Raw genomic sequence first — 19,579 nt, 5'->3', positions numbered from 1 at the left:
CGTCCAGCATCAAAACATTTTCAACATGTACTTGATCAAATCTGTGGTGGTCACGATGCCGACCAACTTTTCATTATCGACCACGGGCAGGGCATGAAATTCCCTTTTTGCCAATAGCTTGGCCACATCCTTTATGGAAGTATCGGAGGTAACGCTTACCACGTCGCTCACCATAACTTGGGGGATACTGAACATATTGTACACGATGGTATCCACATACTCTTCGTGTTCGTCTATGGCATCGGCGAAACTGATCCGGAGCAGGTCGGTATAACTCAACATTCCCTTTATATATCCTTTTTCCACAACAGGTATATGACGGATATGATGCTTTTTGAAAAGCCTTTCAGCAGTGACCAAATCATCTTTTGGGCTCAAAGTGACCAGTTTTTTGGTCATTATTTCGGAAACAGGTGTGCTATTTTTCATCGTTGCATGTTTTAATCAATCCCACAATGAAGTTACCTTGATATCTTATGGCAAAGTATGATATAAATCAGAAAACCAGTTTCATTTATGAACTCGGAGACACCCCATAACCATTTGGATTTGAATCCTATTCCCATGAATTTATTCCATTCCCTGATGGAATTTGACTGTACATCCCATTTTTTTGCGTTTTGAAAAATTATGGAGAATATTGTGTTACCAAAACCAAACAACCAAACCCCCGATTATGAAACAGTTTTTCTTCGTTATTGCCCTGTTGTTATTCTTCCCAAAAGGATCAGCACAAGATTATTTCGAGACCAGTTGGATCAGCAATGGAGTAAAATATACCGCCTTGGTGGTTTTCTATGATGTAAACGATGCCATCGTCCGGGTAAAATACTACAACAACGGAGCTGATAAGCTTGCTGGGTTTAACTGCTCTTATCAAGAGTTCACAAAGACAGATGGAACCAAGGACAGATTCCTGAACGGAACCGATGCCACTATTGTGAGGGGACCTTCGGGTTCCAGTTACAGTGCCGACAACTTTTATTTAAAAGTAAAAGGCGATGGCACCTACAGTGCCTATACCGTGGACGACAATGGTTTTAATGGTGGAGATATTACACAATACATGAAACCCATGCTGTACTGGGTGAAGTTGAACCCTGAAGCCGTTACGAAAGGGTATTTGGATGATTATTTCGATGCAGACGAACCGCTGTTCCAATTGTTGGACTTTTTCACCAATGGGGAAGCCGTTTATAACACCTCTTTTACAGCAGTCAATACGTTAACCTACGGATTGAGCAGCGATGAAGGTTATGACGATGGCATTTGGTCGGTGGTTATGAGCGATTTGGGCACCAAGGCCTATACGGGCCAAAGCATTAAGGAATCGAGCAGTTTTCCCAGCGAATGGATCAAAAAGGAATGGGACAAAGGTTACTTTATCACTACCATGGCCTACGATACCATTAAGAAGAAATTTGTAGTGATCATGAGTAAAAGAAGTGCGGCCGTTCCCCAATCCTGGAAAAAGGAGAGTGCCTTCCCTAAAGATTGGGTAACCGAAAAATGGGATGCGGGCTATCATATTACATCGATGGTCAATGATGGCAAAGAATGGTACGTAGTGATGGATAAAAACACCGGCTTTTCGGGACAACGATGGAGAACCAGATATGAAATTCCCAAAGATTTTATCAAAGAAAGCTGGGACGAGGACTACGCCATTACCTCAGTAACGTACGGTAATGGACTTTGGGCACTGTGCATGAGTTCCAATTCCAGTTTGGGTACACAAACATGGCGGACACAGTACGACTATCCGATTGATTGGATTCGCGAAAAATCCGAAGAAGGTTATTCCATAAGTACCATAGCCTACGGCAACAACATGTGGTTTGTGGTCATGTCCAAAGGAGGGTATATTTCCTCCAATAGGTCAACCACATATTACAATGACCTTCCTGTGGATTGGATCATTAAAAATGCCAACTGATCTACCGATTATTTGGCGACATTCACCGAACGGGTCTCCCGAATAACAGTCACTTTAACCTGACCCGGATAGGTCATGTCCGTTTGGATTTTCTGGGAAATTTCAAAGGAAAGTTCTGCGGCCTTGTCGTCGCTCACTTTTTCACTTTCCACAATAACCCGTAATTCCCGACCTGCCTGAATGGCGTAGGCTTTTTGCACCCCATGGAATCCAAAGGCAATGTCCTCAAGGTCTTTCAAACGCTGTATGTAGGAATCCAACACCTGTCTTCTGGCCCCTGGTCGTGCTCCGCTGATCGCATCACAAACCTGCACAATAGGGGAAATGAGGGTGGTCATTTCTATTTCGTCGTGGTGGGCACCAATGGCGTTGCACACTTCTTTCTTCTCTCCGTATTTTTCGGCCCATTGCATACCTAAAATTGCGTGGGGGGTCTCCACCTCCACTTCGGCCATAGGCACCTTTCCGATATCGTGCAGCAGTCCTGCCCGTTTGGCAAGTTTCGGGTTCAGTCCCAATTCGGCGGCCATAACGCCACAAAGTTTGGCTACTTCCCTGGAGTGCTGCAACAGGTTTTGTCCGTAAGACGAACGATATTTCATTCGACCCACTGCTTTGATCAATTCGGGATGAAGACCATGGATACCCAGGTCGATAACAGTACGTTTTCCGATTTCCGCAATCTCCTCGTTGATCTGCTTTTCGGTTTTCTTCACTACTTCCTCGATTCGGGCAGGGTGTATTCTACCATCGGTCACCAAACGGTGCAATGACAATCGGGCCACTTCCCTTCGAACGGAATCGAAACAGGAAAGGATAATGGCCTCTGGGGTATCGTCCACAATGATCTCCACACCTGTAGCCGCTTCCAAGGCACGAATGTTACGTCCTTCACGGCCGATGATACGACCCTTAACGTCATCGGATTCCAAATTGAAAACGGAGACACAGTTTTCCACCGCTTCTTCCGTACCGATGCGTTGAATGGTATTGATCACGATCTTTCGGGCTTCTTGTTGTGCGGTAAGCTTTGCTTCTTCCAGCGTATTCTGCAAATAGGCCATGGCATCGGACTTGGCCGTTTCCTTGAGCGATTCCATCAATTGGGCCTTGGCATCCTCCGCGGACAATCCTGAAATAACCTCCAATTGCTGAACCTGGCTTTTGTGCAATTTTTCGACCTCGGCCTGCTTTTTCTCCAAGATCTCGGCCTTGTACTCCATATCCTTGATCTGGTCTTGGAGTTGGTCGTTCAATTTTTTGCTTTTGGCGAGTTCACTGCTCACTTGGGATTCCTTGTCACGGGTCCTTTTTTCGGCCTCGTTTATCTTTTTATCCTTATTGATGATGACCTTTTCGTGCTCGGCCTTTAGTTCCAAAAACTTTTCCTTGGCTTGGAAAATTTTATCTTTTTTTATGTTCTCTCCTTCTTTCTTGGCCTCCTTGATGATATCCTCGGCCTCTTTACGTGCATTGGCAATGGTTTTGGAAGCCTTGCCCTTTTCAATGGTCTTTGCGATGGCAAATCCAATGGCAAGCCCTACAACGGCTGCCACGACCACTAGTATGATGTTATCCATTTTTGATAGTGTTTAGTTTAAAAAAAAAGCCCACATTGATTGAAGTTTTGTACAAACTCCTGATTACAGGTTTAGGGCTAACAGGCTGATCAAGGATCCCTATACAGGTAGGGCCTGCTTTTACAACCTAAACTCACCCTTTTTAATTATAATAACGTTGAGTTTGTCAAAAAATATTTACCAATGTGGGCAGTAACAATATTTTATTTAAAAGAACTTATTCCCCCAGCTGTGAATGTACCAGTTCGTCCAATGCTTTGAGTCGCTCTATGGCAGCCTCTGCATTTTCGGACCGGTCTATTCCTCCTTGCTCAATTTTGGATGCAAACTGAAGGGCACACATGGCCAGGACATCCTGCTTATCGCGTACCGCATAGTTTTGCTCGAACTTTTTGGCCAGACTTTCGATATTCTTCGCCGCCCGGCGCAAACCTTCCTCCTGTTTGGGATCTATCGTAAGTGGATATACCCTATCGGCTATGGAAAGCTTTATTTTGAGCTTTTCATCCATAATTTTTGAATCATCAATCCGCCAACTTGGCTATGCAAACATCCAGTTCTCGGATCAATGTATTTATCTTGAGCTTTGCTTCAGTTTTACTCGTATTACTACCCAGCATCGTGTTCGCCATTTTCAGGGAATTGTATTTTTCTTCCCATTCCCCTAGAGCCTCCTCCTTGAGTCTGTTTTCCTCTTGCAAGGAGCCAATTTCTTCTTTCAACTTGGTGTTCACTTGGTGCAACAGCTCCATTTTGTGCAGCAGTTTGCTCACCTTGTTCTCCAAAGAATCCACAATCTCAACAAGTTCGCTCATAAATGCAAACAACAATGCGTACTACACAAAGTTAACCAACCTTGGTCAACCTCGCAATACTTTTGGAATTTATTCTCACCACGCTTTACGGACCCGCCCATCTGAACAATAAATCTTTTTCATAAAACAAAACATTGGTTACTTTCGTAAGTAATTATAAAGTCCGTATGCGCCTTACAGTTTTTCTGGTTCTTTTTGCAATCGCCCCGTTGCTTTACGCACAAGAAAATTACCCACAAGATGTTTTTCAATCCCCTCTGGAGATTCCTTTGGTCTTGGCAGGAACATTTGGAGAGCTGCGATCGAACCATTTTCATTCGGGCATCGACATCAAGACCCAACAACGCGAGGGACTTCGGGTTTTATCCATTGCCGATGGCACCATTACCCGAATAAAAGTGTCGCACTGGGGATACGGTAAAGCACTATACATTGCCCATCCCAATGGGTACACTTCGGTTTATGGTCACCTACAAAAATTCAGTCCAGAGATTGAGGCTTATGTTAAAAAGGCACAGTATGCCAAACAATCCTATGAAGTGGAGCTCTTTCCCGACTATGGCGAATTAAAAGTGACCAAAGGGGAAACCATCGCCTTTTCAGGAAATACGGGTGGATCGGCAGGTCCCCACCTACACTTTGAAATACGCAGCAGTGTTTCCGAAAAACCGACCAACCCCCTCCTCTACGGCTATGAAGTGCGCGATGCCACAGATCCGACCTTGGTCAGCCTTTATGGGTATCCATTGAGCGACGGGGCACAAATAAACCAGAGTGGTGAAAAAATACAGCTCAATTACAGCCGACAGGCCGATGGTTCTTTCCTGGCAGAAAAAGTGACTGCCATTGGCACCATAGGGTTCGGCATCAATACGTTCGACCGTCAAGATATGGCCGCCAATAAAAATGGTGTGTATGCAGTGAAGCAAACCGTAAACGGACGGGTGTACTCCGAATTTGACTTTGAAACTTTTTCGTTCGGCGAAACCCGGTACATCAATACTCTGATTGATTACGCCCATTTTTATAAACATAGACAACGTGTCCAAAAATTATTCAAGGAGCCCTTCAACCATTTAGGCATTTACAAGACCCTGTACAACAATGGGGAAGTTGATATTGAGGAAGGCCTATCGTACAATGTGGAGCTTACCATTTCCGATGTTGCGGGCAATACGACCAGGTTGGTGATCCCTGTGGAGGGTAAAAGGGAACCTTTGAAAATCCCGAAGGATGAAGGCAAAACGGAAAATTTCATCCTAGCCGACAAGCCCAACAATTTTGATCTGGGTGCCGCCAAGGTCTATTTTCCTGCAAATACCTTTTACGAAGATTTTTACATCCGTCTGGAAAAAGGATCGGATACCGTGGCCATCCATGACAACAGTGTGGCCGCACACCGCAACTTCACCATTAGTTTTGACCCTTCCAAATATAATGAGGAGGAGCGAAAACAACTTTTCATCGCCCATTTGGATGAAGATTACCGCCCATCCCATTCCAAAACGTACAAAAGGGATGGCGCCTTCACCACGCGAACAAGAACACTGGGCACTTATACCTTGGTTCGGGACAGTGTGGCCCCAGAGATCAGACCCAAAAATTTTAAGGAAAAACAATGGTTGAGCAATTACAACTACCTCAGCATGGTCATTACCGACGACCTCAGCGGTATTGATACCTATTCGGCCACATTGAACGGGGAATGGATCTTGATGGAATATGAACCGAAGACCAATACCCTGACCTACGATTTTGATGATGAACGGGTAAAGGCCACCGAAAACGAACTCAAACTCACGGTAACGGACAATGTTGGGAATTCCACCACCTATACCACCACTTTTTTCAGGAATTAGCCCTATTTTTGCAACCGCTTTTATTTAATGCTTAAAGCGGAATAATCCGACCAAACCGATAAAAGTTGACCTTTTACCAAGTCAAGATTACAACTGTTTAGGTTTGATGAAGAAAATTGTAATGAAAAAAATAACCCTTGTTCTTGTTCTACTTACCAGCATGGCCTCTTTTGGCCAAAAAAACATTTATGAGAACCCGCGGTTTGATGAAATGACCGAAAGACATGCCGTATTGGCCATTGTACCGTTCATTGCCCACTTGGAGCTCAAAAAGACAGTGGACCACGATGAGCTTAAGGTTTTGGCCAAGAAAGAAGGTTATGCCGTTCAGAATGCATTGGAAACCTATTTTTCCAAACGGAAAAAGCGAAAAAAGTTCAATGTGGATTTTCAGAATATTGCCAATACCAATGCCATTTTGGCCCAGAACGGTGTTGAGTACCATAACATTGACACTTATACTACACAAGAGTTGTGCAAAATATTGGAGGTAGATGGTATTGTTAGCGGTAATCTGAGCCTCAATATTTTGTTATCTGAAGGTGTGCCAACAGACTTCAGTATTTTGGATTACTTCAGTGGTGACGCCAATTACGGCCGCATCGGATTGAAGATCAGCGACGGACAAACCGGTAAACTGCTTTGGAAATACGAAAACGAGATCACCAAGAAAACTGGCAAGAACACCACGGAACTCATCGATAAAATGATGAAAACCGCATCACGTAAATTTCCCTACGACCGCGAAAAAAAGAAAAAGAACAGGGATTGATCAACTCGCCGCAAACTCTTTGAGCACTTGCACCGTATAATCCAATTCTTCCTTGGTATTGTACATGGAAAATGAAAATCGCAAGGATGGTTTTTCCAGTTCTTCACCTTCCAAGAGTTGTGACAACACATGTGAACCTTGATCACTGCCCGATTGACAAGCGCTGCCTTTGGAACAGGCAATGCCTTTCATATCCAAATGAAATAAAAGCATCAAGGCTTTTTGAGCATCAAAGGGCAAGCGCACATTGACAAGCGTGTAGGTGCTTTTTTCCATATCGCCCGACAATCCGTTGAATACGGCATCCGGAATTTCCTGTTGTACCTTTTCGATAAAGTACCTTTTCAATTCTTTGACGGTTTTGGTCTCTTCTTCCAAATGTTCGTAGGCTTTTATAAAAGCTTCCTCCAGCCCCACAATATTATGGAAGGGTTCGGTGCCGGCCCTAAATCCGCGCTCCTGTGCACCACCGACAATCAAAGGTTTTAAACCTGAATTTTTTCGGATAAATGCAAACCCGATACCTTTTGGACCGTGAAATTTATGGGCCGCCGCCGTCATAAAGTCGATGGGGATTTCCTGTACATCCCAGGGATAATGCCCAATGGACTGTACCGTATCGGAATGAAAAAGGGCATTGTGTTCCTTGCAAAGCTCCGCAACCGCTGCAATATCGGTGATGTTTCCGATTTCATTGTTCACGTGCATTAAACTGACCAGTTTTTTGGAATCGTCCTTTTTCAGCAATTGCTCCAAATGCTGCAAGTCTGGATTTCCATCTGCATCCAACTCCACATACCAAACCTGGGTGCCATATTCCTTCTCCAGTTCTTCCACCGTATGCAAAACGGCATGGTGTTCGATTCTCGTGGTAATAATGGTCTGCACACCCAAATCGCGAACCGCACAACGCAAGATCATATTGTCTGCCTCAGTTCCACCCGAAGTAAAAATAATCTCGGAAGGTTGGGCATTCAAGGTTTTGGCTATGGTTTTTCTGGCCTGTTCCACGGCGGTTTTGGCCGATCGCCCAAAACTATGGGTCGACGAAGGGTTGCCATAATGAACGGCCAAGGCTTCTTGCATCCGTTCGATCACCTCACTCCTTACCTGTGTGGTCGCTGCATTGTCCAAGTACACTTTTTGCATGGTTCGGTTGTAATTTTAACAGGGTCAAAAGTACGGGAAATAAAGTTAATTTCTTTTAAAGTGACCCTTAGTATTGGGCTATTAAAATGGAATTGCTTTAAATTTGGTGCATGAGAAAATATTTCTTTTTGTGTATCACATTCTGTCTGTTGTTTTCATGTGGCGATGGCGACTTGGAAATCGAGACCATCGACTTTGATAGCGTAACCTTACAATTTTGCACCACACCTTCGGCCACGGAAAAAAACATTCTGTTCAAGATCAACAATACCGAAGCCCTTATTTTGGAATTGCAAAGTGGGGTGCTCAATAAGGGTGTTGTCGGGGAGACGGTTGTCACCCAAAGTGCAATTTCCAACCAATCCCAATTGACCTACCGTATTTTCTCAGATGATGTCTCTAAAAATTATTTTTGTGACGACATTCCCCCCGCGGAGGCCGTTGTTATTGACGAAGTGGAGGCCGAAGATGGTTTTGTGACCATTTCGACGACTGCCGATGAAGCCAATGGCAATTTTGTGCACACCATTACTTTAAACGAAATCTCCTTTATTACGGAAAGAGGTGAGCGTATCACCAATTTGAGCGTGAGCACCTTTGGTGAGGTCACTACGGCGATTCCTGCACCCTAGCCATTTTGATAGATGTACACCTCGGTGGCGCCCAAACCATATTTTTGGTAATCGGCATCGTAGTACTTTAGGTTGTCATACTTTTTAAAGAGATAATGGAGCTCTTCTTTGAGGATGCCCTCACCTACCCCGTGGATAAAAACCACTTTTTGAATACGTTTTTCCATGGCAAAAGCCAATTGTCGTTTGGCCGTTTCCATTTGAATGTTAAGGATATCGTAATTGCTCATCCCTCTGGTCGATTTCACCAATTGATGGATGTGCAGGTCCACCTCCATCTTGGGCGCGTTACGTTCTTTGGGCTTTACAACGTTTGATTTTCGACGTTTGGGAAGCTCCTTTTCCTTTTTTACCTGTGCTATCTCAAAATTGGAGACAGGGATGACTCCCCTCACCTTTACTAAATCCTTTTGATCGTACTTCATTGGAAAACCTTCCTTGGTCACCAGGGTAATTAGGGTGCCATCAATTTGTTCGACCACACCTGAAATGGCCTCATCCAATACCTCTACCTTATCCCCAACTGAAAATTTATCCTTGTCCATTGTCAATAAAAATGGGATCAAAGTTTATCCCGTGAACAAAAATAATAGTATTTTTCAGCAGTCACTAACTATGATGTACTTACAACCAACCATATTGGCATTCAGCTTGAAGGATTACATGCTGCCCTGTCTCAACAAACAACTGTTGGGACTGGATTGTCCAGGTTGTGGCATGCAGCGCTCGGCCGACCTTTTGCTCCACGGGGAATTTTTGGCCGCATTTCAAATGTATCCGGGCATCTATCCCATTGTGCTTCTGTTAATTTTTCTGATCACAAGCTCTTTTGTGAAGTTCAAATTTGCACAACAGATCAAATTCGCACTGATGCTTATCACCGCTGGCACCATCATAGTCAGTTATATCCTAAAAATGAATAACCTTTTTAATTAAAAACTTTAGATTATGGAACAACAAAAATTACCAAATGCTACCCTGATCATGGTATTCGGGATCATTTCCATCATCACCTGTTGCTGTTATGGTGTTGTTGGTTTGATCTTCGGTGTCGTTGCATTGGTTTTGGCCAACAAGGCCATGAAACTGCACGCCGAAAATCCAGACATGTACGAAGGCCTTCAAACCGTAAAAACTGGAAGAATATTGGCAATTATCGGTATTGTACTGAACGTGCTTTACCTATTGATGTCCATTTGGGCAATCAGTACATTCGGATGGGATGCCCTTCAGGATCCTGAAAAAATGCAAGAAATCCTTCAACAATATCAATAAGATAGTTTTATGAGCCAACAACCCTTGCCGGGTGCAAGTACAGTGCTGACGATGGGTATTTTATCCATTGTCGGCACCTTGTTTTGCTGCGGGCCCTTCGGTGCCATTTTCAGCATTATTGCATTGGTCAAAGCCAAGACCGCCAACCAATTGTACCTGCAAACCCCAGAAAATTATACGGATTACAGCAATGTTAAGACAGGAAAAATCCTAGCCTATATTGGCTTGGCCCTATCCCTGATCTACTTGGTTTTGTTTATCCTGTATTTTGGATTTATAGTGGCAATGATTACTGCCGGAGAGTTTAGTGGCGAATATTAATTCGCCACTTCACTTATAAATTTGAGTCGGTACAACCGTAATTCCTCATCTTCATAGTCGCCATCAAACTCTTCAATGGCCTGTGAAATGGAATCCGTTTCCGCTTCCAGGAAATAATCGTGGATTTCTTCCTGTTGATCTTCATCCAATATTTCGTCTATCCAGTACCCTATGTTCAATTTGGTGCCGCTGAAGACGATTTGCTCCATCTCCTTGATCAGTTCTGCCAATTCCAGTCCTTTGGCCGAGGCGATATCATCTAGCGGTAATTTTCTATCGATACTTTGGATCACATATAATTTTAGAGCGGAATTGGCCCCGGTACTTTTTACCACAAGATCGTCTGGACGCACAATATCGTTTTCCTCAACATATTTGGATATTAGGTCGATAAAGGGCTTCCCATATTTTTTGGCCTTGCCTTCCCCAACACCTTGGATATTCAACAATTCATCCATGGAAATGGGATATTTTAGTGACATATCCTCCAAGGAGGGGTCTTGAAACACCACAAAAGGGGGTACATCCAATTTTTTGGCCTCCCTTTTACGAAGGTCCCGGAGCAATTTCAATAATGTATCGTCTGCTGCTGCACCTCCGGCTTTTCCAGCTGAGACAGCACTATCGTTTACTGCTTCTGAATAGACATGATCCTTGGTCATCATGAAGGATTCGGGCTTGTCCAAAAATTGCTGGCCCGCTTCCGTTAGATGTAGGATACCGTAACGCTCAATTTCCTTTTTTAGGAGACCGGCCACCAAAACCTGGCGCACCAACGCCATCCAATAGGCCTTGTCCTTTTCCGCGCCAATTCCAAAAAAGGGTTTTTCATCCGTTTTATGGGAGGAGATCATCGCATTGGTCTTGCCCACCAAAATCCGAACGATTTCCTTGGCCTTGAATTTTTCTTTGGTTTCGCGGACCACACTCAGTAGTTTAACCACTTCTTCCATGGCCTCTTCCTTGGGTTTTGGATTTCGGGAATTGTCGTCCATATCAGCTCCTTCCCCATTCACTGCATCAAACTCTTCCCCGAAATAGTGCAAGATGAACTTGCGCCGCGACATGGAGGTTTCGGCATAAGCCACAATTTCCTGCAGGAGGGCATTCCCTATTTCCTGTTCGGCCACGGGTTTTCCCGACATGAATTTTTCCAACTTTTCCACATCCTTGTAGGCATAAAAGGCCAAACAGTGCCCTTCGCCCCCATCGCGTCCTGCCCTACCGGTTTCCTGGTAGTAGCTTTCGATACTTTTGGGAATGTCGTGATGGATCACAAAGCGAACATCGGGCTTGTCAATGCCCATTCCAAAAGCAATGGTAGCCACGACCACATCCACTTCTTCCATCAAAAACATATCTTGGTATTTGGAGCGCGTCTTGGCGTCAAATCCTGCGTGGTAGGGAACAGCACTAATGCCGTTTACTTGGAGTACCTGGGCCAATTCTTCCACTTTTTTGCGGCTAAGGCAATAAATAATGCCCGATTTGCCTTGGTACTGCTTTACAAAACGAATGATGTCCGCATCTACATTTTGGGTCTTGGGGCGCACCTCGTAGAACAAATTGGGCCTATTGAAGGAGGCCTTGAAGACCTCGGCATCATTCATGCCCAAGTTTTTGATGATATCCTCCTGAACCTTGGGTGTTGCGGTAGCTGTCAATCCGATTATGGGAATGTCATCGCCCAATCGGTTGATGATGCCCTTCAGGTTCCGGTATTCTGGCCTAAAATCGTGTCCCCATTCCGAAATACAGTGGGCTTCATCCACAGCAACGAATGAAAGTTTTACCGACCTTAGAAACTCAACGTATTCTTCCTTGGTTAGGGATTCCGGTGCCACATATAATAATTTGGTAATCCCATTGGAAATATCTTCCATCACCTGCTTTACCTCGGTCTTGGTCAAAGAGGAATTCAACACGTGGGCAATCCCATTTTGTTCGGATATGCCACGAATGGCATCCACTTGGTTTTTCATCAATGCAATTAGGGGCGACACCACAATGGCCGTACCTTCTTTCATAATGGCAGGCAATTGGTAGCACAATGATTTACCGCCACCAGTGGGCATAATTACAAAAGTGTCCTTGTCATCCAACACATTTTGGATCACCTGCTCTTGAAGACCCTTAAATTTTGAAAAACCAAAATACTTTTTGAGTGAAGAATGCAAATCGGTATTCATTAGGCTCATTTCCGCATTTTCAATTTATTACAAGCAACCTAAAAGGCCGTTGACGCATTTTTAAAATCATTTATCCCTTCCCAAAACTATTATGCATTCCATAATGGTCTGAAAAAGATAGTTTGATTAGTTTTGTAATCTTAAAGATAAGATATTCTTTTAGGAATACAATTAGATAATCCGTTAATTACCTTGAACGACATTCAGTCCATTTTATCCATTGCCAAACGCACTCTTGAAATCGAGAGTGAGGCCATTGGCAACCTTACCAACCTGCTTGATGAGCAGTTTGCCCTAGCCGTCCAATACATTTTGGAATCGCGGGGAAGAGTGGTGGTTTCCGGTGTTGGCAAAAGTGCCATAATCGCTTCCAAAATAGTGGCCACCTTCAACTCCACCGGTACGCCTGCAATCTTCATGCATGCGGCAGATGCCATCCACGGGGATTTGGGCACCATCCAAGAAAATGACATTGTGATCTGTATCTCCAAAAGTGGGAATACGCCCGAAATAAAAGCCTTGTTGCCCCTGATCAAGATCGGAAAGAACAAACTGATCGGGATAACGGGCAATATGGATTCCGTTTTGGCCAAACAAGCCGATTATGTGCTCAACACCTATGTGGAAAAGGAGGCTTGCCCGAACAATTTGGCTCCGACTACCAGTACTTCGGCACAAATGGCCATGGGCGATGCCCTAGCCATCTGTCTCTTGGAGCTCAAGGGCTTTAGCAGTGCCGATTTTGCCAAGTACCACCCAGGGGGTGCGTTGGGTAAAAAATTATATTTGCGCGTTGCCGACATTGTAGTGAACAACGAAAAGCCCTTGGTGGACATCAACACCAGTGTAAAGGATGTGATCGTTGAGATTTCCACCAAAATGTTGGGAGTGACCGCAGTAATGGAAAACAATAAGGTGGTCGGTATCGTTACCGACGGTGACCTTCGTAGAATGTTGAGCAAGTACGACAATATCAGTGGACTAACCGCCAAGGACATCATGACCTCCAATCCCAAATCCGTAGAAGTCGATACCTTGGCCATCAAGGCTTTAAAAGTGCTACAGGAAAAGAACATTTCCCAATTGTTGGCTTTTGATGGCGATTCCTATGCCGGAGTGGTCCACATCCATAACCTTATAAACGAGGGTATCCTATAATGGCAAAACAAGAAAAGAAAAATCCGGATGAAATGTCCTTTTTGGACCATTTGGAAGAGTTACGCTGGCATTTGATCAGATCTACCTTGGCAATTGTGATCATTGCCTGTTTCGCCTTTGTATTTAAAGGGTTCATATTCGATACGATCCTGTTCGGGCCCAAAAACATGGATTTCCCCACCTACAGGTTCTTTTGCAATATTGCGACCTTTTTTGGGGTTACCTCGGAGTTCTGTGGCGATTCCCTGCCCTTTACCATTCAAAGCCGATTGATGGCCGGACAGTTCTCTGCCCACATTTGGACCTCCATTTGGGCCGGTGTGATCTTGGGCTTTCCCTATATTCTATTCGAGCTTTGGAAATTCATCAGTCCGGGGCTGTATGAAAAAGAACGAAAACATTCCAGAGGTTTTATCCTTACCGCATCGTTCCTGTTCTTTTTGGGCGTGTTGTTTGGATATTTTGTGGTGGCGCCGCTTTCCATCAACTTCTTGGGCACCTATCAGGTAAGTAAAGAGGTACTAAATGAAATCGACCTATCTTCCTACGTGGGTACCGTAAGGGCATCCGTAATTGCATGCGGGATCATGTTCGAATTGCCGATTGTCATCTATTTTATGACCAAAGTCGGATTGGTGACCCCGGAAATTTTGAAAAAATATCGAAAAATAGCCCTGGTCATTGTGTTGATCTTATCGGCGATAATTACCCCTCCCGATATCACCAGTCAGATTGTAGTGGCCATTCCGGTGCTTATTCTATATCAAATAAGCATTTATATCTCCAAGATTGTGGTTAAAAGGGAAGAGAAAAAAGAAAAAGCTCGAAAAAATGCCAAATAAAGTAGAAGAGTTCAACGCCTACCGTTCCCAGATGAACGAAAAATTGCTTGCGGATAACAACAAGCTCATCAAACGTATTTTTAATTTGGATACCAATGCGTACATGGCCGGTGCCTTGGACGTGAAAACCAAGGAACTGTTGGGTTTGGTGGCCTCGGCCGTACTTCGTTGCGACGATTGTGTAAAATATCACTTGGAAAGCTCCAAAAAAGCCGGAGCCAATAAGGAAGAAGTAATGGAAACCCTTGGTATTGCCACCTTGGTCGGCGGTACCATTGTGGTGCCCCATTTGCGCAGGGCCTACGAATTTTGGGAAGCACTTGAGGAGCAGGATGCTTAAAAAAATCCAAAAGAGGCCATAGTAGAGAAAGAATATGTTTAGTTTTGGCTCGTTTGTATGAAGCTACGCGCAGAAAATATCATGAAGGCCTATCGAGGCCGAAAAGTTGTAAAGGGGATTTCCCTCGAAGTAAATCAAGGTGAGATTGTAGGGCTTTTGGGCCCGAACGGTGCCGGGAAGACAACCTCATTCTACATGATCGTCGGGTTGATCAAGCCCAATGGTGGCAATATTTATCTGGACAGTACCGATATTACTAGTTTTCCCATGTACAAGCGCGCCCAGCATGGCATCGGTTATTTGGCACAAGAAGCCTCTGTTTTCCGTAAACTGAGCATCGAAAAAAACATTTTGAGTGTATTGCAGCTCACCAAATTGAGCAAAAAGGAGCAGCACATGAAAATGGAATCGCTCATTGACGAATTTGGTTTGGGACACATCCGTAAGAACCGTGGCGACCTATTATCCGGTGGGGAACGACGCCGAACCGAAATTGCACGTGCACTGGCCACTGACCCCAAATTTATTTTATTGGACGAACCTTTTGCCGGTGTGGATCCTGTGGCCGTGGAAGATATTCAACGTATTGTGGCCCAACTGAAGAACAAGAACATCGGAATCCTGATCACCGACCACAACGTTCAAGAAACGTTGGCCATTACGGAACGATCTTACTTAATGTTCGAGGGCGGAATCCTAAAAGCGGGTGTTCCCGAAGAATTGGCCGTGGACGAAATGGTGCGTAAAGTATATCTCGGACAAAACTTCGAGCTCCGAAAAAAGAAGCTCGATTTCTAGGACTATTTCTCCGAAGGCATCAACAAAGAGGCCAAAATGTAGAATATAATGATCAAGGGTATTGCCAAAAACTTCAAGGTCAACAACATGATCAAACTCCCAATCAAAAACAGATAACGCACCCCATTTTCCTTAAAGCTCCAGTTCTTGAATTTCAACGCGAACAATTTGATCGGGGAATTCAACAAATAGGCACTGAGGGCCGTTAGTCCGACCAAAAACCAAGGGTTTAGGATAATACCTCCCAAGAATTCGTTGTTGTGGTACATTAAAATGAGGGGAAGTGAAAGAATCATCAAGGCATTGGCAGGTGTTGGCAACCCCACAAAAGAAGAGACCTGATTTTCATCCACATTGAATTTGGCCAAGCGATAGGCAGAGGCCAGCGTAATGGCAAAGCCCAAAAAGGATATGGTGTTGATTTTGCCCCCATACCATGCCATGGATTCGGTCACCTCATGGCCGAAAGCCAAGTTCCATCCGCCGGATTGCGACATGTTCAACAATTGGAACATCACTACACCGGGCACCAATCCACTGGTGATCACATCGGCCAAGGAATCCAATTGCACCCCAATTTCACTTTGTACGTTCAGTGCCCTTGCCGCCAAACCATCGAAAAAATCGAAGAAAATGCCGATAAAGACAAACAATGCGGCCCATTCCAACTGGTTCAATACTGCAAATACAGTGGCGATACAGCCACTCAAAATGTTCAAAAGCGTCAAAAAATTGGGTATGTAGGACTTCATGCCTTAAGATTTTGGTAAAAATAAGGGAAAAAACAAACTGATCGGGTTAAGATGGTCTTCGAGACAGATTTATTCTGATATTTGCTTTGATAAACTCCAAAATGAAGCACAAATTCCTTTTGTTCCTATTGGTTCTTTCGGTATTCCTACCTGCAAAGGCCCAGGCACCCCAACTAAGTGAAAAATCGCAGATCAGTTTGATCACGTGTGCCGCCGGTGATGAAATTTATACGGCTTTTGGACACAGTGCCTTCAGGGTCCAGGATCCCGTATTGGGCATCGATGTGGTATATAATTATGGTACCTTTGATTTTAAACAGCCCAATTTTTATCTCAACTTCACCAAGGGTCGCATGATCTATTCCCTTTCTCGCAGAAGTTTCGATGATTTCCTGTTCGAATATGAATTGGAAAAGCGATGGGTAAAGGAACAAATCTTGGATATCAACCTAGAGCAGCGCAATGTTTTGTTGGCCTTTTTCGAAGAAAATTATCTGCCCCAGAACCGCGATTACCTGTACGATCCTCTTTTGAACAATTGCTCCAGTATTACCGGCACCATTTTAAAGGACCAATATGGGGATGCCTTGGTATTTGACGGATCCTATCTGGATAAACAATACACTTTCAGGCAATTGGTCCGCCAATTTTTGAATATCAATTCGTGGTCCATGTTCGGAATCGATCTTGCTTTTGGATCGCCTGTTGATAGGAAAGCGACGGTGCAGGAGCATATGTTCTTACCATATTATGCCATGGAGCAGCTTAATCACACCACCTTAAATGGCAAACCAATGGTTAAACGGGAACGCACCATATTGGACTACAACGAACACACCCACGAAACCTTTTTCCCGTTGACCCCTGGGTTCTGGTTTATGCTCCTTTTGGCATTTACCGGGGTCATCACCTATTTCGATCACAAGCACCACACCCGAAGCCGCTGGTTGGATTTTTCCCTATTTTTCATAACCGGAGTGGCCGGCACCCTTTTACTCTTGCTTTGGGTTGCAGCCGATCATACATCGACACCCTATAATTTTAATATTCTTTGGGCTTTCCCTGCCAATGCCGTAGTCGCATTTCTTATTGCGTTACCGGCAAAACTGCCAAAATGGGGTTCAAATTATCTCAAGGGACTGCTAGCACTCATGCTGTTGACTTTGGTCCTATGGATTTTTAAAGTGCAGGTGTTTTCGCCCATGATCCTAATGCTTTTTGGCACATTGTCCCTGCGTTACCTCTACCTCATCCGCTATTCCAAATTATAAGCTTCAGAAACGGAACCCATGAATTTATTGACCGTTGAAAATATTTCGAAATCGTATGGCGAACTGGTATTGTTCTCCGATATTTCCTTTGGGGTAAACAAGGATCAAAAAATTGCCCTTATTGCCAAAAACGGAAGTGGTAAAACATCCATCCTCAATATTATGTCGGGCAAGGATGTTTCGGAAACGGGTCAGGTGAATGTCAGGAAAGGAATCAAAATTTCATTTTTGGAGCAGGAACCCAACTTGGACCCCAACCTTACCGTGGAAGAAACCATTTTTACCACGGACAACGAAATTTTGAAAGTGATTGCCGCCTACGAAAAAGCGGTGGAAAATCCGGACGACACCGAGCGTTACCAAAAAGCGTTCGAGGCCATGGAACGTCACCATGCCTGGGATTTTGAGACCCAGTACAAACAGATTCTGTTCAAATTACAGTTGACCCAACTCGATGCCAAGGTAAAAACCTTATCGGGTGGTCAACGAAAACGATTGGCACTGGCCAACGCCCTATTGAACAAACCGGACCTATTGATTTTGGATGAGCCCACCAACCATTTGGACCTTGAGATGATCGAATGGCTCGAAGCCTATTTCGCCAAAGAAAATATCACCCTGTTTATGGTGACGCACGATCGGTATTTTTTGGATCGTGTCTGCAATGAAATCATAGAATTGGACAACAACCAACTCTATACCTACAAAGGCAACTATACCTACTATTTGAACGAAAAGGAGGCTCGCATGGAACGTGAGGCCGTTGAACAGCACAAATCCAAACTGCTCTATAAAAAGGAGTTGGATTGGATCCGCAGACAGCCCAAGGCCCGGACCACCAAATCCAAATCGCGGATCGATGATTTCAATGAGATCAAGAAACGGGCCCACCAGCGCAGACAGGAACACGAGGTACAGCTGGAGCTGAACATGGAGCGATTGGGCAGCAAGATTTTGGAACTGCACCGCATTTCCAAATCGTATGGTGACAAGGTTATCCTGGACAAATTCGATTACAATTTCACCAAAGGTGAACGGATGGGCATCATCGGCCAAAATGGAACGGGCAAATCCACCTTTTTGAACATCATCACCCAACAGGAAGATGTGGACGGCGGCAAGGTGGTAGTGGGCGACACCCTAAAAATTGGTTACTACACCCAAAAGGGCATTTCGGTAAAGGAAGGACAAAAAGTAATCGATGTGATCCGCGAATATGGCGATTACATCCCATTGAAAAAGGGAAAACAGATTTCGGCCCAACAACTCTTGGAGCGCTTCCTGTTCGACCGTAAAAAACAATACGATTTTGTGGAAAAGCTGAGCGGCGGTGAGCGCAAGCGGTTGTATCTGTGTACCGTTTTGATTCAAAATCCCAATTTCCTGATTTTGGACGAACCTACCAACGATTTGGATATCGTCACCTTGAACGTATTGGAGAATTTCTTGTTGGATTTTCCCGGTTGCTTGATCGTGGTATCCCACGACCGTTATTTTATGGATAAAATTGTGGATCACTTGTTTGTTTTTAAAGGCAATGGGGTCATCGAAGATTTTCCAGGCAACTATACAGATTACCGCGTTTACGAAAGCAGTAGAATTGAAGAGGAGCGTGAAAACAAGGCCCCTTCCACTGAAAAACAGGAAAATAACTGGCGCGATACCAGCGGTGGGAAATTGTCTTACCTCGAACAAAAGGAATACAAACAGTTGGAGAAGGACATTCAAAAATTGGAAGAAAAAAAGGAATCCCTTCAAAACAAGTTTGCCGATCCTGAATTGGATGGTAATGCCATAGACCAACTTTCCATTGAGTTGAAGGAAGTCACGGATGCCATTGATGCCAAAACAGAACGTTGGTTCGAACTTTCTGCCATATTGGAAGGATAA

The 19,579-nt window shown here is 44.3% G+C and carries 21 protein-coding genes and 1 other RNA gene; 13 read left to right on the top strand and 9 right to left on the bottom strand.

Annotated features, from left to right (window positions below; genetic code table 11):
- Positions 1–9: 9 nt before the first annotated feature.
- Entirely contained in the window at positions 10–429 is a 420-nt protein-coding gene (locus EO131_RS16430; RefSeq protein ID WP_127024813.1) for a CBS domain-containing protein, read from the bottom strand.
- Between the two features lie 247 nt (positions 430–676).
- On the opposite strand from EO131_RS16430, the gene EO131_RS16425 reads away from it, so the two are divergent.
- Positions 677–1,936, top strand: coding sequence for a DUF7477 domain-containing protein (locus EO131_RS16425; RefSeq protein ID WP_127024810.1), 1,260 nt, complete (start codon positions 677–679; stop codon positions 1,934–1,936).
- Between the two features lie 8 nt (positions 1,937–1,944).
- Here EO131_RS16425 and rny read toward each other — a convergent pair whose 3' ends face one another.
- From rny to EO131_RS16405, 4 genes are all read right to left on the bottom strand, one after another.
- Positions 1,945–3,516 carry a ribonuclease Y gene (gene rny / locus EO131_RS16420; protein ID WP_127024807.1) on the bottom strand — a complete coding sequence of 524 codons (1,572 nt, stop codon included), beginning with the start codon at positions 3,514–3,516 and terminating at the stop codon, positions 1,945–1,947.
- 53 nt (positions 3,517–3,569) lie between these two features.
- Positions 3,570–3,679: non-coding RNA, 6S RNA (gene ssrS, locus EO131_RS16415), on the bottom strand.
- Between the two features lie 54 nt (positions 3,680–3,733).
- The gene (locus EO131_RS16410) at positions 3,734–4,027 is read right to left on the bottom strand and encodes a cell division protein ZapA (RefSeq protein ID WP_127024804.1); all 294 of its coding nucleotides are present in this window, start codon (positions 4,025–4,027) and stop codon (positions 3,734–3,736) included.
- A 13-nt stretch (positions 4,028–4,040) separates the two neighbouring features.
- The gene (locus EO131_RS16405; RefSeq protein ID WP_127024802.1) at positions 4,041–4,331 is read right to left on the bottom strand and encodes a hypothetical protein; all 291 of its coding nucleotides are present in this window, start codon (positions 4,329–4,331) and stop codon (positions 4,041–4,043) included.
- 167 nt (positions 4,332–4,498) lie between these two features.
- On the opposite strand from EO131_RS16405, the gene EO131_RS16400 reads away from it, so the two are divergent.
- Together EO131_RS16400 and EO131_RS16395 are read left to right on the top strand one after the other, a co-directional pair.
- Positions 4,499–6,190, top strand: coding sequence for a M23 family metallopeptidase (locus EO131_RS16400; protein ID WP_127024799.1), 1,692 nt, complete (start codon positions 4,499–4,501; stop codon positions 6,188–6,190).
- 121 nt (positions 6,191–6,311) lie between these two features.
- Positions 6,312–6,962: a hypothetical protein gene (locus EO131_RS16395; protein ID WP_127025189.1), complete on the top strand. Its 651-nt coding sequence runs from the start codon at positions 6,312–6,314 to the stop codon at positions 6,960–6,962.
- Here EO131_RS16395 and EO131_RS16390 read toward each other — a convergent pair whose 3' ends face one another.
- Positions 6,963–8,111, bottom strand: a complete 1,149-nt coding sequence (locus EO131_RS16390) for a cysteine desulfurase family protein (RefSeq protein ID WP_127024796.1) — start codon at positions 8,109–8,111, stop codon at positions 6,963–6,965.
- A gap of 110 nt (positions 8,112–8,221) precedes the next feature.
- Here EO131_RS16390 and EO131_RS16385 point away from each other — a divergent pair, with 110 nt between their 5' ends.
- Positions 8,222–8,743 carry a hypothetical protein gene (locus tag EO131_RS16385; protein WP_127024793.1) on the top strand — a complete coding sequence of 174 codons (522 nt, stop codon included), beginning with the start codon at positions 8,222–8,224 and terminating at the stop codon, positions 8,741–8,743.
- Here EO131_RS16385 and EO131_RS16380 read toward each other — a convergent pair.
- The gene (locus EO131_RS16380) at positions 8,740–9,288 is read right to left on the bottom strand and encodes a Smr/MutS family protein (RefSeq protein WP_127024790.1); all 549 of its coding nucleotides are present in this window, start codon (positions 9,286–9,288) and stop codon (positions 8,740–8,742) included. The genes EO131_RS16385 and EO131_RS16380 overlap by 4 nt on opposite strands.
- Before the next feature lie 70 nt (positions 9,289–9,358).
- On the opposite strand from EO131_RS16380, the gene EO131_RS16375 reads away from it, so the two are divergent.
- The 3 genes from EO131_RS16375 to EO131_RS16365 are packed head-to-tail and all read left to right on the top strand — an operon-like array spanning position 9,359 to position 10,339.
- On the top strand, positions 9,359–9,679 hold the full coding sequence (locus EO131_RS16375) for a DUF2752 domain-containing protein (RefSeq protein WP_241243879.1): 321 nt from the start codon (positions 9,359–9,361) through the stop codon (positions 9,677–9,679).
- Positions 9,680–9,691: 12 nt separating this feature from the next.
- On the top strand, positions 9,692–10,018 hold the full coding sequence (locus tag EO131_RS16370) for a CCC motif membrane protein (RefSeq protein ID WP_127024787.1): 327 nt from the start codon (positions 9,692–9,694) through the stop codon (positions 10,016–10,018).
- 9 nt (positions 10,019–10,027) lie between these two features.
- Positions 10,028–10,339, top strand: a complete 312-nt coding sequence (locus EO131_RS16365; protein WP_127024784.1) for a CCC motif membrane protein — start codon at positions 10,028–10,030, stop codon at positions 10,337–10,339.
- Here the strand turns inward: EO131_RS16365 and recQ are convergent.
- Positions 10,336–12,537, bottom strand: a complete 2,202-nt coding sequence (gene recQ, locus EO131_RS16360; RefSeq protein ID WP_127024781.1) for a DNA helicase RecQ — start codon at positions 12,535–12,537, stop codon at positions 10,336–10,338. The two genes, EO131_RS16365 and recQ, sit on opposite strands and share 4 nt — an antisense overlap.
- Before the next feature lie 183 nt (positions 12,538–12,720).
- On the opposite strand from recQ, the gene EO131_RS16355 reads away from it, so the two are divergent.
- The 4 genes from EO131_RS16355 to lptB are packed head-to-tail and all read left to right on the top strand — an operon-like array spanning position 12,721 to position 15,666.
- Complete coding sequence (locus EO131_RS16355; protein WP_127024778.1) at positions 12,721–13,686, top strand: KpsF/GutQ family sugar-phosphate isomerase; 966 nt, start codon at positions 12,721–12,723, stop codon at positions 13,684–13,686.
- Positions 13,686–14,528: a twin-arginine translocase subunit TatC gene (gene tatC, locus EO131_RS16350; protein WP_127024775.1), complete on the top strand. Its 843-nt coding sequence runs from the start codon at positions 13,686–13,688 to the stop codon at positions 14,526–14,528. Before EO131_RS16355 ends, tatC begins: the two co-directional genes overlap by 1 nt.
- Positions 14,518–14,868 carry a carboxymuconolactone decarboxylase family protein gene (locus EO131_RS16345; protein ID WP_127024772.1) on the top strand — a complete coding sequence of 117 codons (351 nt, stop codon included), beginning with the start codon at positions 14,518–14,520 and terminating at the stop codon, positions 14,866–14,868. The genes tatC and EO131_RS16345 overlap by 11 nt, the downstream gene beginning before the upstream one ends.
- A gap of 57 nt (positions 14,869–14,925) precedes the next feature.
- Entirely contained in the window at positions 14,926–15,666 is a 741-nt protein-coding gene (gene lptB / locus EO131_RS16340) for an LPS export ABC transporter ATP-binding protein (protein WP_127024769.1), read from the top strand.
- A gap of 2 nt (positions 15,667–15,668) precedes the next feature.
- Here lptB and EO131_RS16335 read toward each other — a convergent pair whose 3' ends face one another.
- On the bottom strand, positions 15,669–16,418 hold the full coding sequence (locus tag EO131_RS16335) for a CDP-alcohol phosphatidyltransferase family protein (protein ID WP_127024766.1): 750 nt from the start codon (positions 16,416–16,418) through the stop codon (positions 15,669–15,671).
- Between the two features lie 101 nt (positions 16,419–16,519).
- Between EO131_RS16335 and EO131_RS16330 the strand changes: the two genes are divergently transcribed.
- Together EO131_RS16330 and EO131_RS16325 are read left to right on the top strand one after the other, a co-directional pair.
- On the top strand, positions 16,520–17,689 hold the full coding sequence (locus EO131_RS16330) for a lipoprotein N-acyltransferase Lnb domain-containing protein (protein ID WP_127024763.1): 1,170 nt from the start codon (positions 16,520–16,522) through the stop codon (positions 17,687–17,689).
- 18 nt (positions 17,690–17,707) lie between these two features.
- Positions 17,708–19,579, top strand: a complete 1,872-nt coding sequence (locus tag EO131_RS16325) for an ABC-F family ATP-binding cassette domain-containing protein (protein WP_127024760.1) — start codon at positions 17,708–17,710, stop codon at positions 19,577–19,579.

This window comes from Flagellimonas beolgyonensis, from assembly GCF_003992615.1.
In the GTDB taxonomy this organism is placed as follows: Bacteria; Bacteroidota; Bacteroidia; order Flavobacteriales; family Flavobacteriaceae; genus Flagellimonas; species Flagellimonas beolgyonensis.
The sequence above is the reverse complement of the archived record's forward strand: the minus strand, read 5'-3'. Positions and strand labels throughout refer to the sequence as shown.

Coding starts and splice junctions, on each gene's coding strand:
- EO131_RS16430 (WP_127024813.1), bottom strand. CDS start 429: ATGAAAAATAGCACACCTGTTTCCGAAATAATGACCAAAAAACTGGTC.
- EO131_RS16425 (WP_127024810.1), top strand. CDS start 677: ATGAAACAGTTTTTCTTCGTTATTGCCCTGTTGTTATTCTTCCCAAAA.
- rny (WP_127024807.1), bottom strand. CDS start 3,516: ATGGATAACATCATACTAGTGGTCGTGGCAGCCGTTGTAGGGCTTGCC.
- EO131_RS16410 (WP_127024804.1), bottom strand. CDS start 4,027: ATGGATGAAAAGCTCAAAATAAAGCTTTCCATAGCCGATAGGGTATAT.
- EO131_RS16405 (WP_127024802.1), bottom strand. CDS start 4,331: ATGAGCGAACTTGTTGAGATTGTGGATTCTTTGGAGAACAAGGTGAGC.
- EO131_RS16400 (WP_127024799.1), top strand. CDS start 4,499: ATGCGCCTTACAGTTTTTCTGGTTCTTTTTGCAATCGCCCCGTTGCTT.
- EO131_RS16395 (WP_127025189.1), top strand. CDS start 6,312: ATGAAAAAAATAACCCTTGTTCTTGTTCTACTTACCAGCATGGCCTCT.
- EO131_RS16390 (WP_127024796.1), bottom strand. CDS start 8,111: ATGCAAAAAGTGTACTTGGACAATGCAGCGACCACACAGGTAAGGAGT.
- EO131_RS16385 (WP_127024793.1), top strand. CDS start 8,222: ATGAGAAAATATTTCTTTTTGTGTATCACATTCTGTCTGTTGTTTTCA.
- EO131_RS16380 (WP_127024790.1), bottom strand. CDS start 9,288: ATGGACAAGGATAAATTTTCAGTTGGGGATAAGGTAGAGGTATTGGAT.
- EO131_RS16375 (WP_241243879.1), top strand. CDS start 9,359: ATGATGTACTTACAACCAACCATATTGGCATTCAGCTTGAAGGATTAC.
- EO131_RS16370 (WP_127024787.1), top strand. CDS start 9,692: ATGGAACAACAAAAATTACCAAATGCTACCCTGATCATGGTATTCGGG.
- EO131_RS16365 (WP_127024784.1), top strand. CDS start 10,028: ATGAGCCAACAACCCTTGCCGGGTGCAAGTACAGTGCTGACGATGGGT.
- recQ (WP_127024781.1), bottom strand. CDS start 12,537: ATGAGCCTAATGAATACCGATTTGCATTCTTCACTCAAAAAGTATTTT.
- tatC (WP_127024775.1), top strand. CDS start 13,686: ATGGCAAAACAAGAAAAGAAAAATCCGGATGAAATGTCCTTTTTGGAC.
- EO131_RS16345 (WP_127024772.1), top strand. CDS start 14,518: ATGCCAAATAAAGTAGAAGAGTTCAACGCCTACCGTTCCCAGATGAAC.
- lptB (WP_127024769.1), top strand. CDS start 14,926: ATGAAGCTACGCGCAGAAAATATCATGAAGGCCTATCGAGGCCGAAAA.
- EO131_RS16335 (WP_127024766.1), bottom strand. CDS start 16,418: ATGAAGTCCTACATACCCAATTTTTTGACGCTTTTGAACATTTTGAGT.
- EO131_RS16330 (WP_127024763.1), top strand. CDS start 16,520: ATGAAGCACAAATTCCTTTTGTTCCTATTGGTTCTTTCGGTATTCCTA.
- EO131_RS16325 (WP_127024760.1), top strand. CDS start 17,708: ATGAATTTATTGACCGTTGAAAATATTTCGAAATCGTATGGCGAACTG.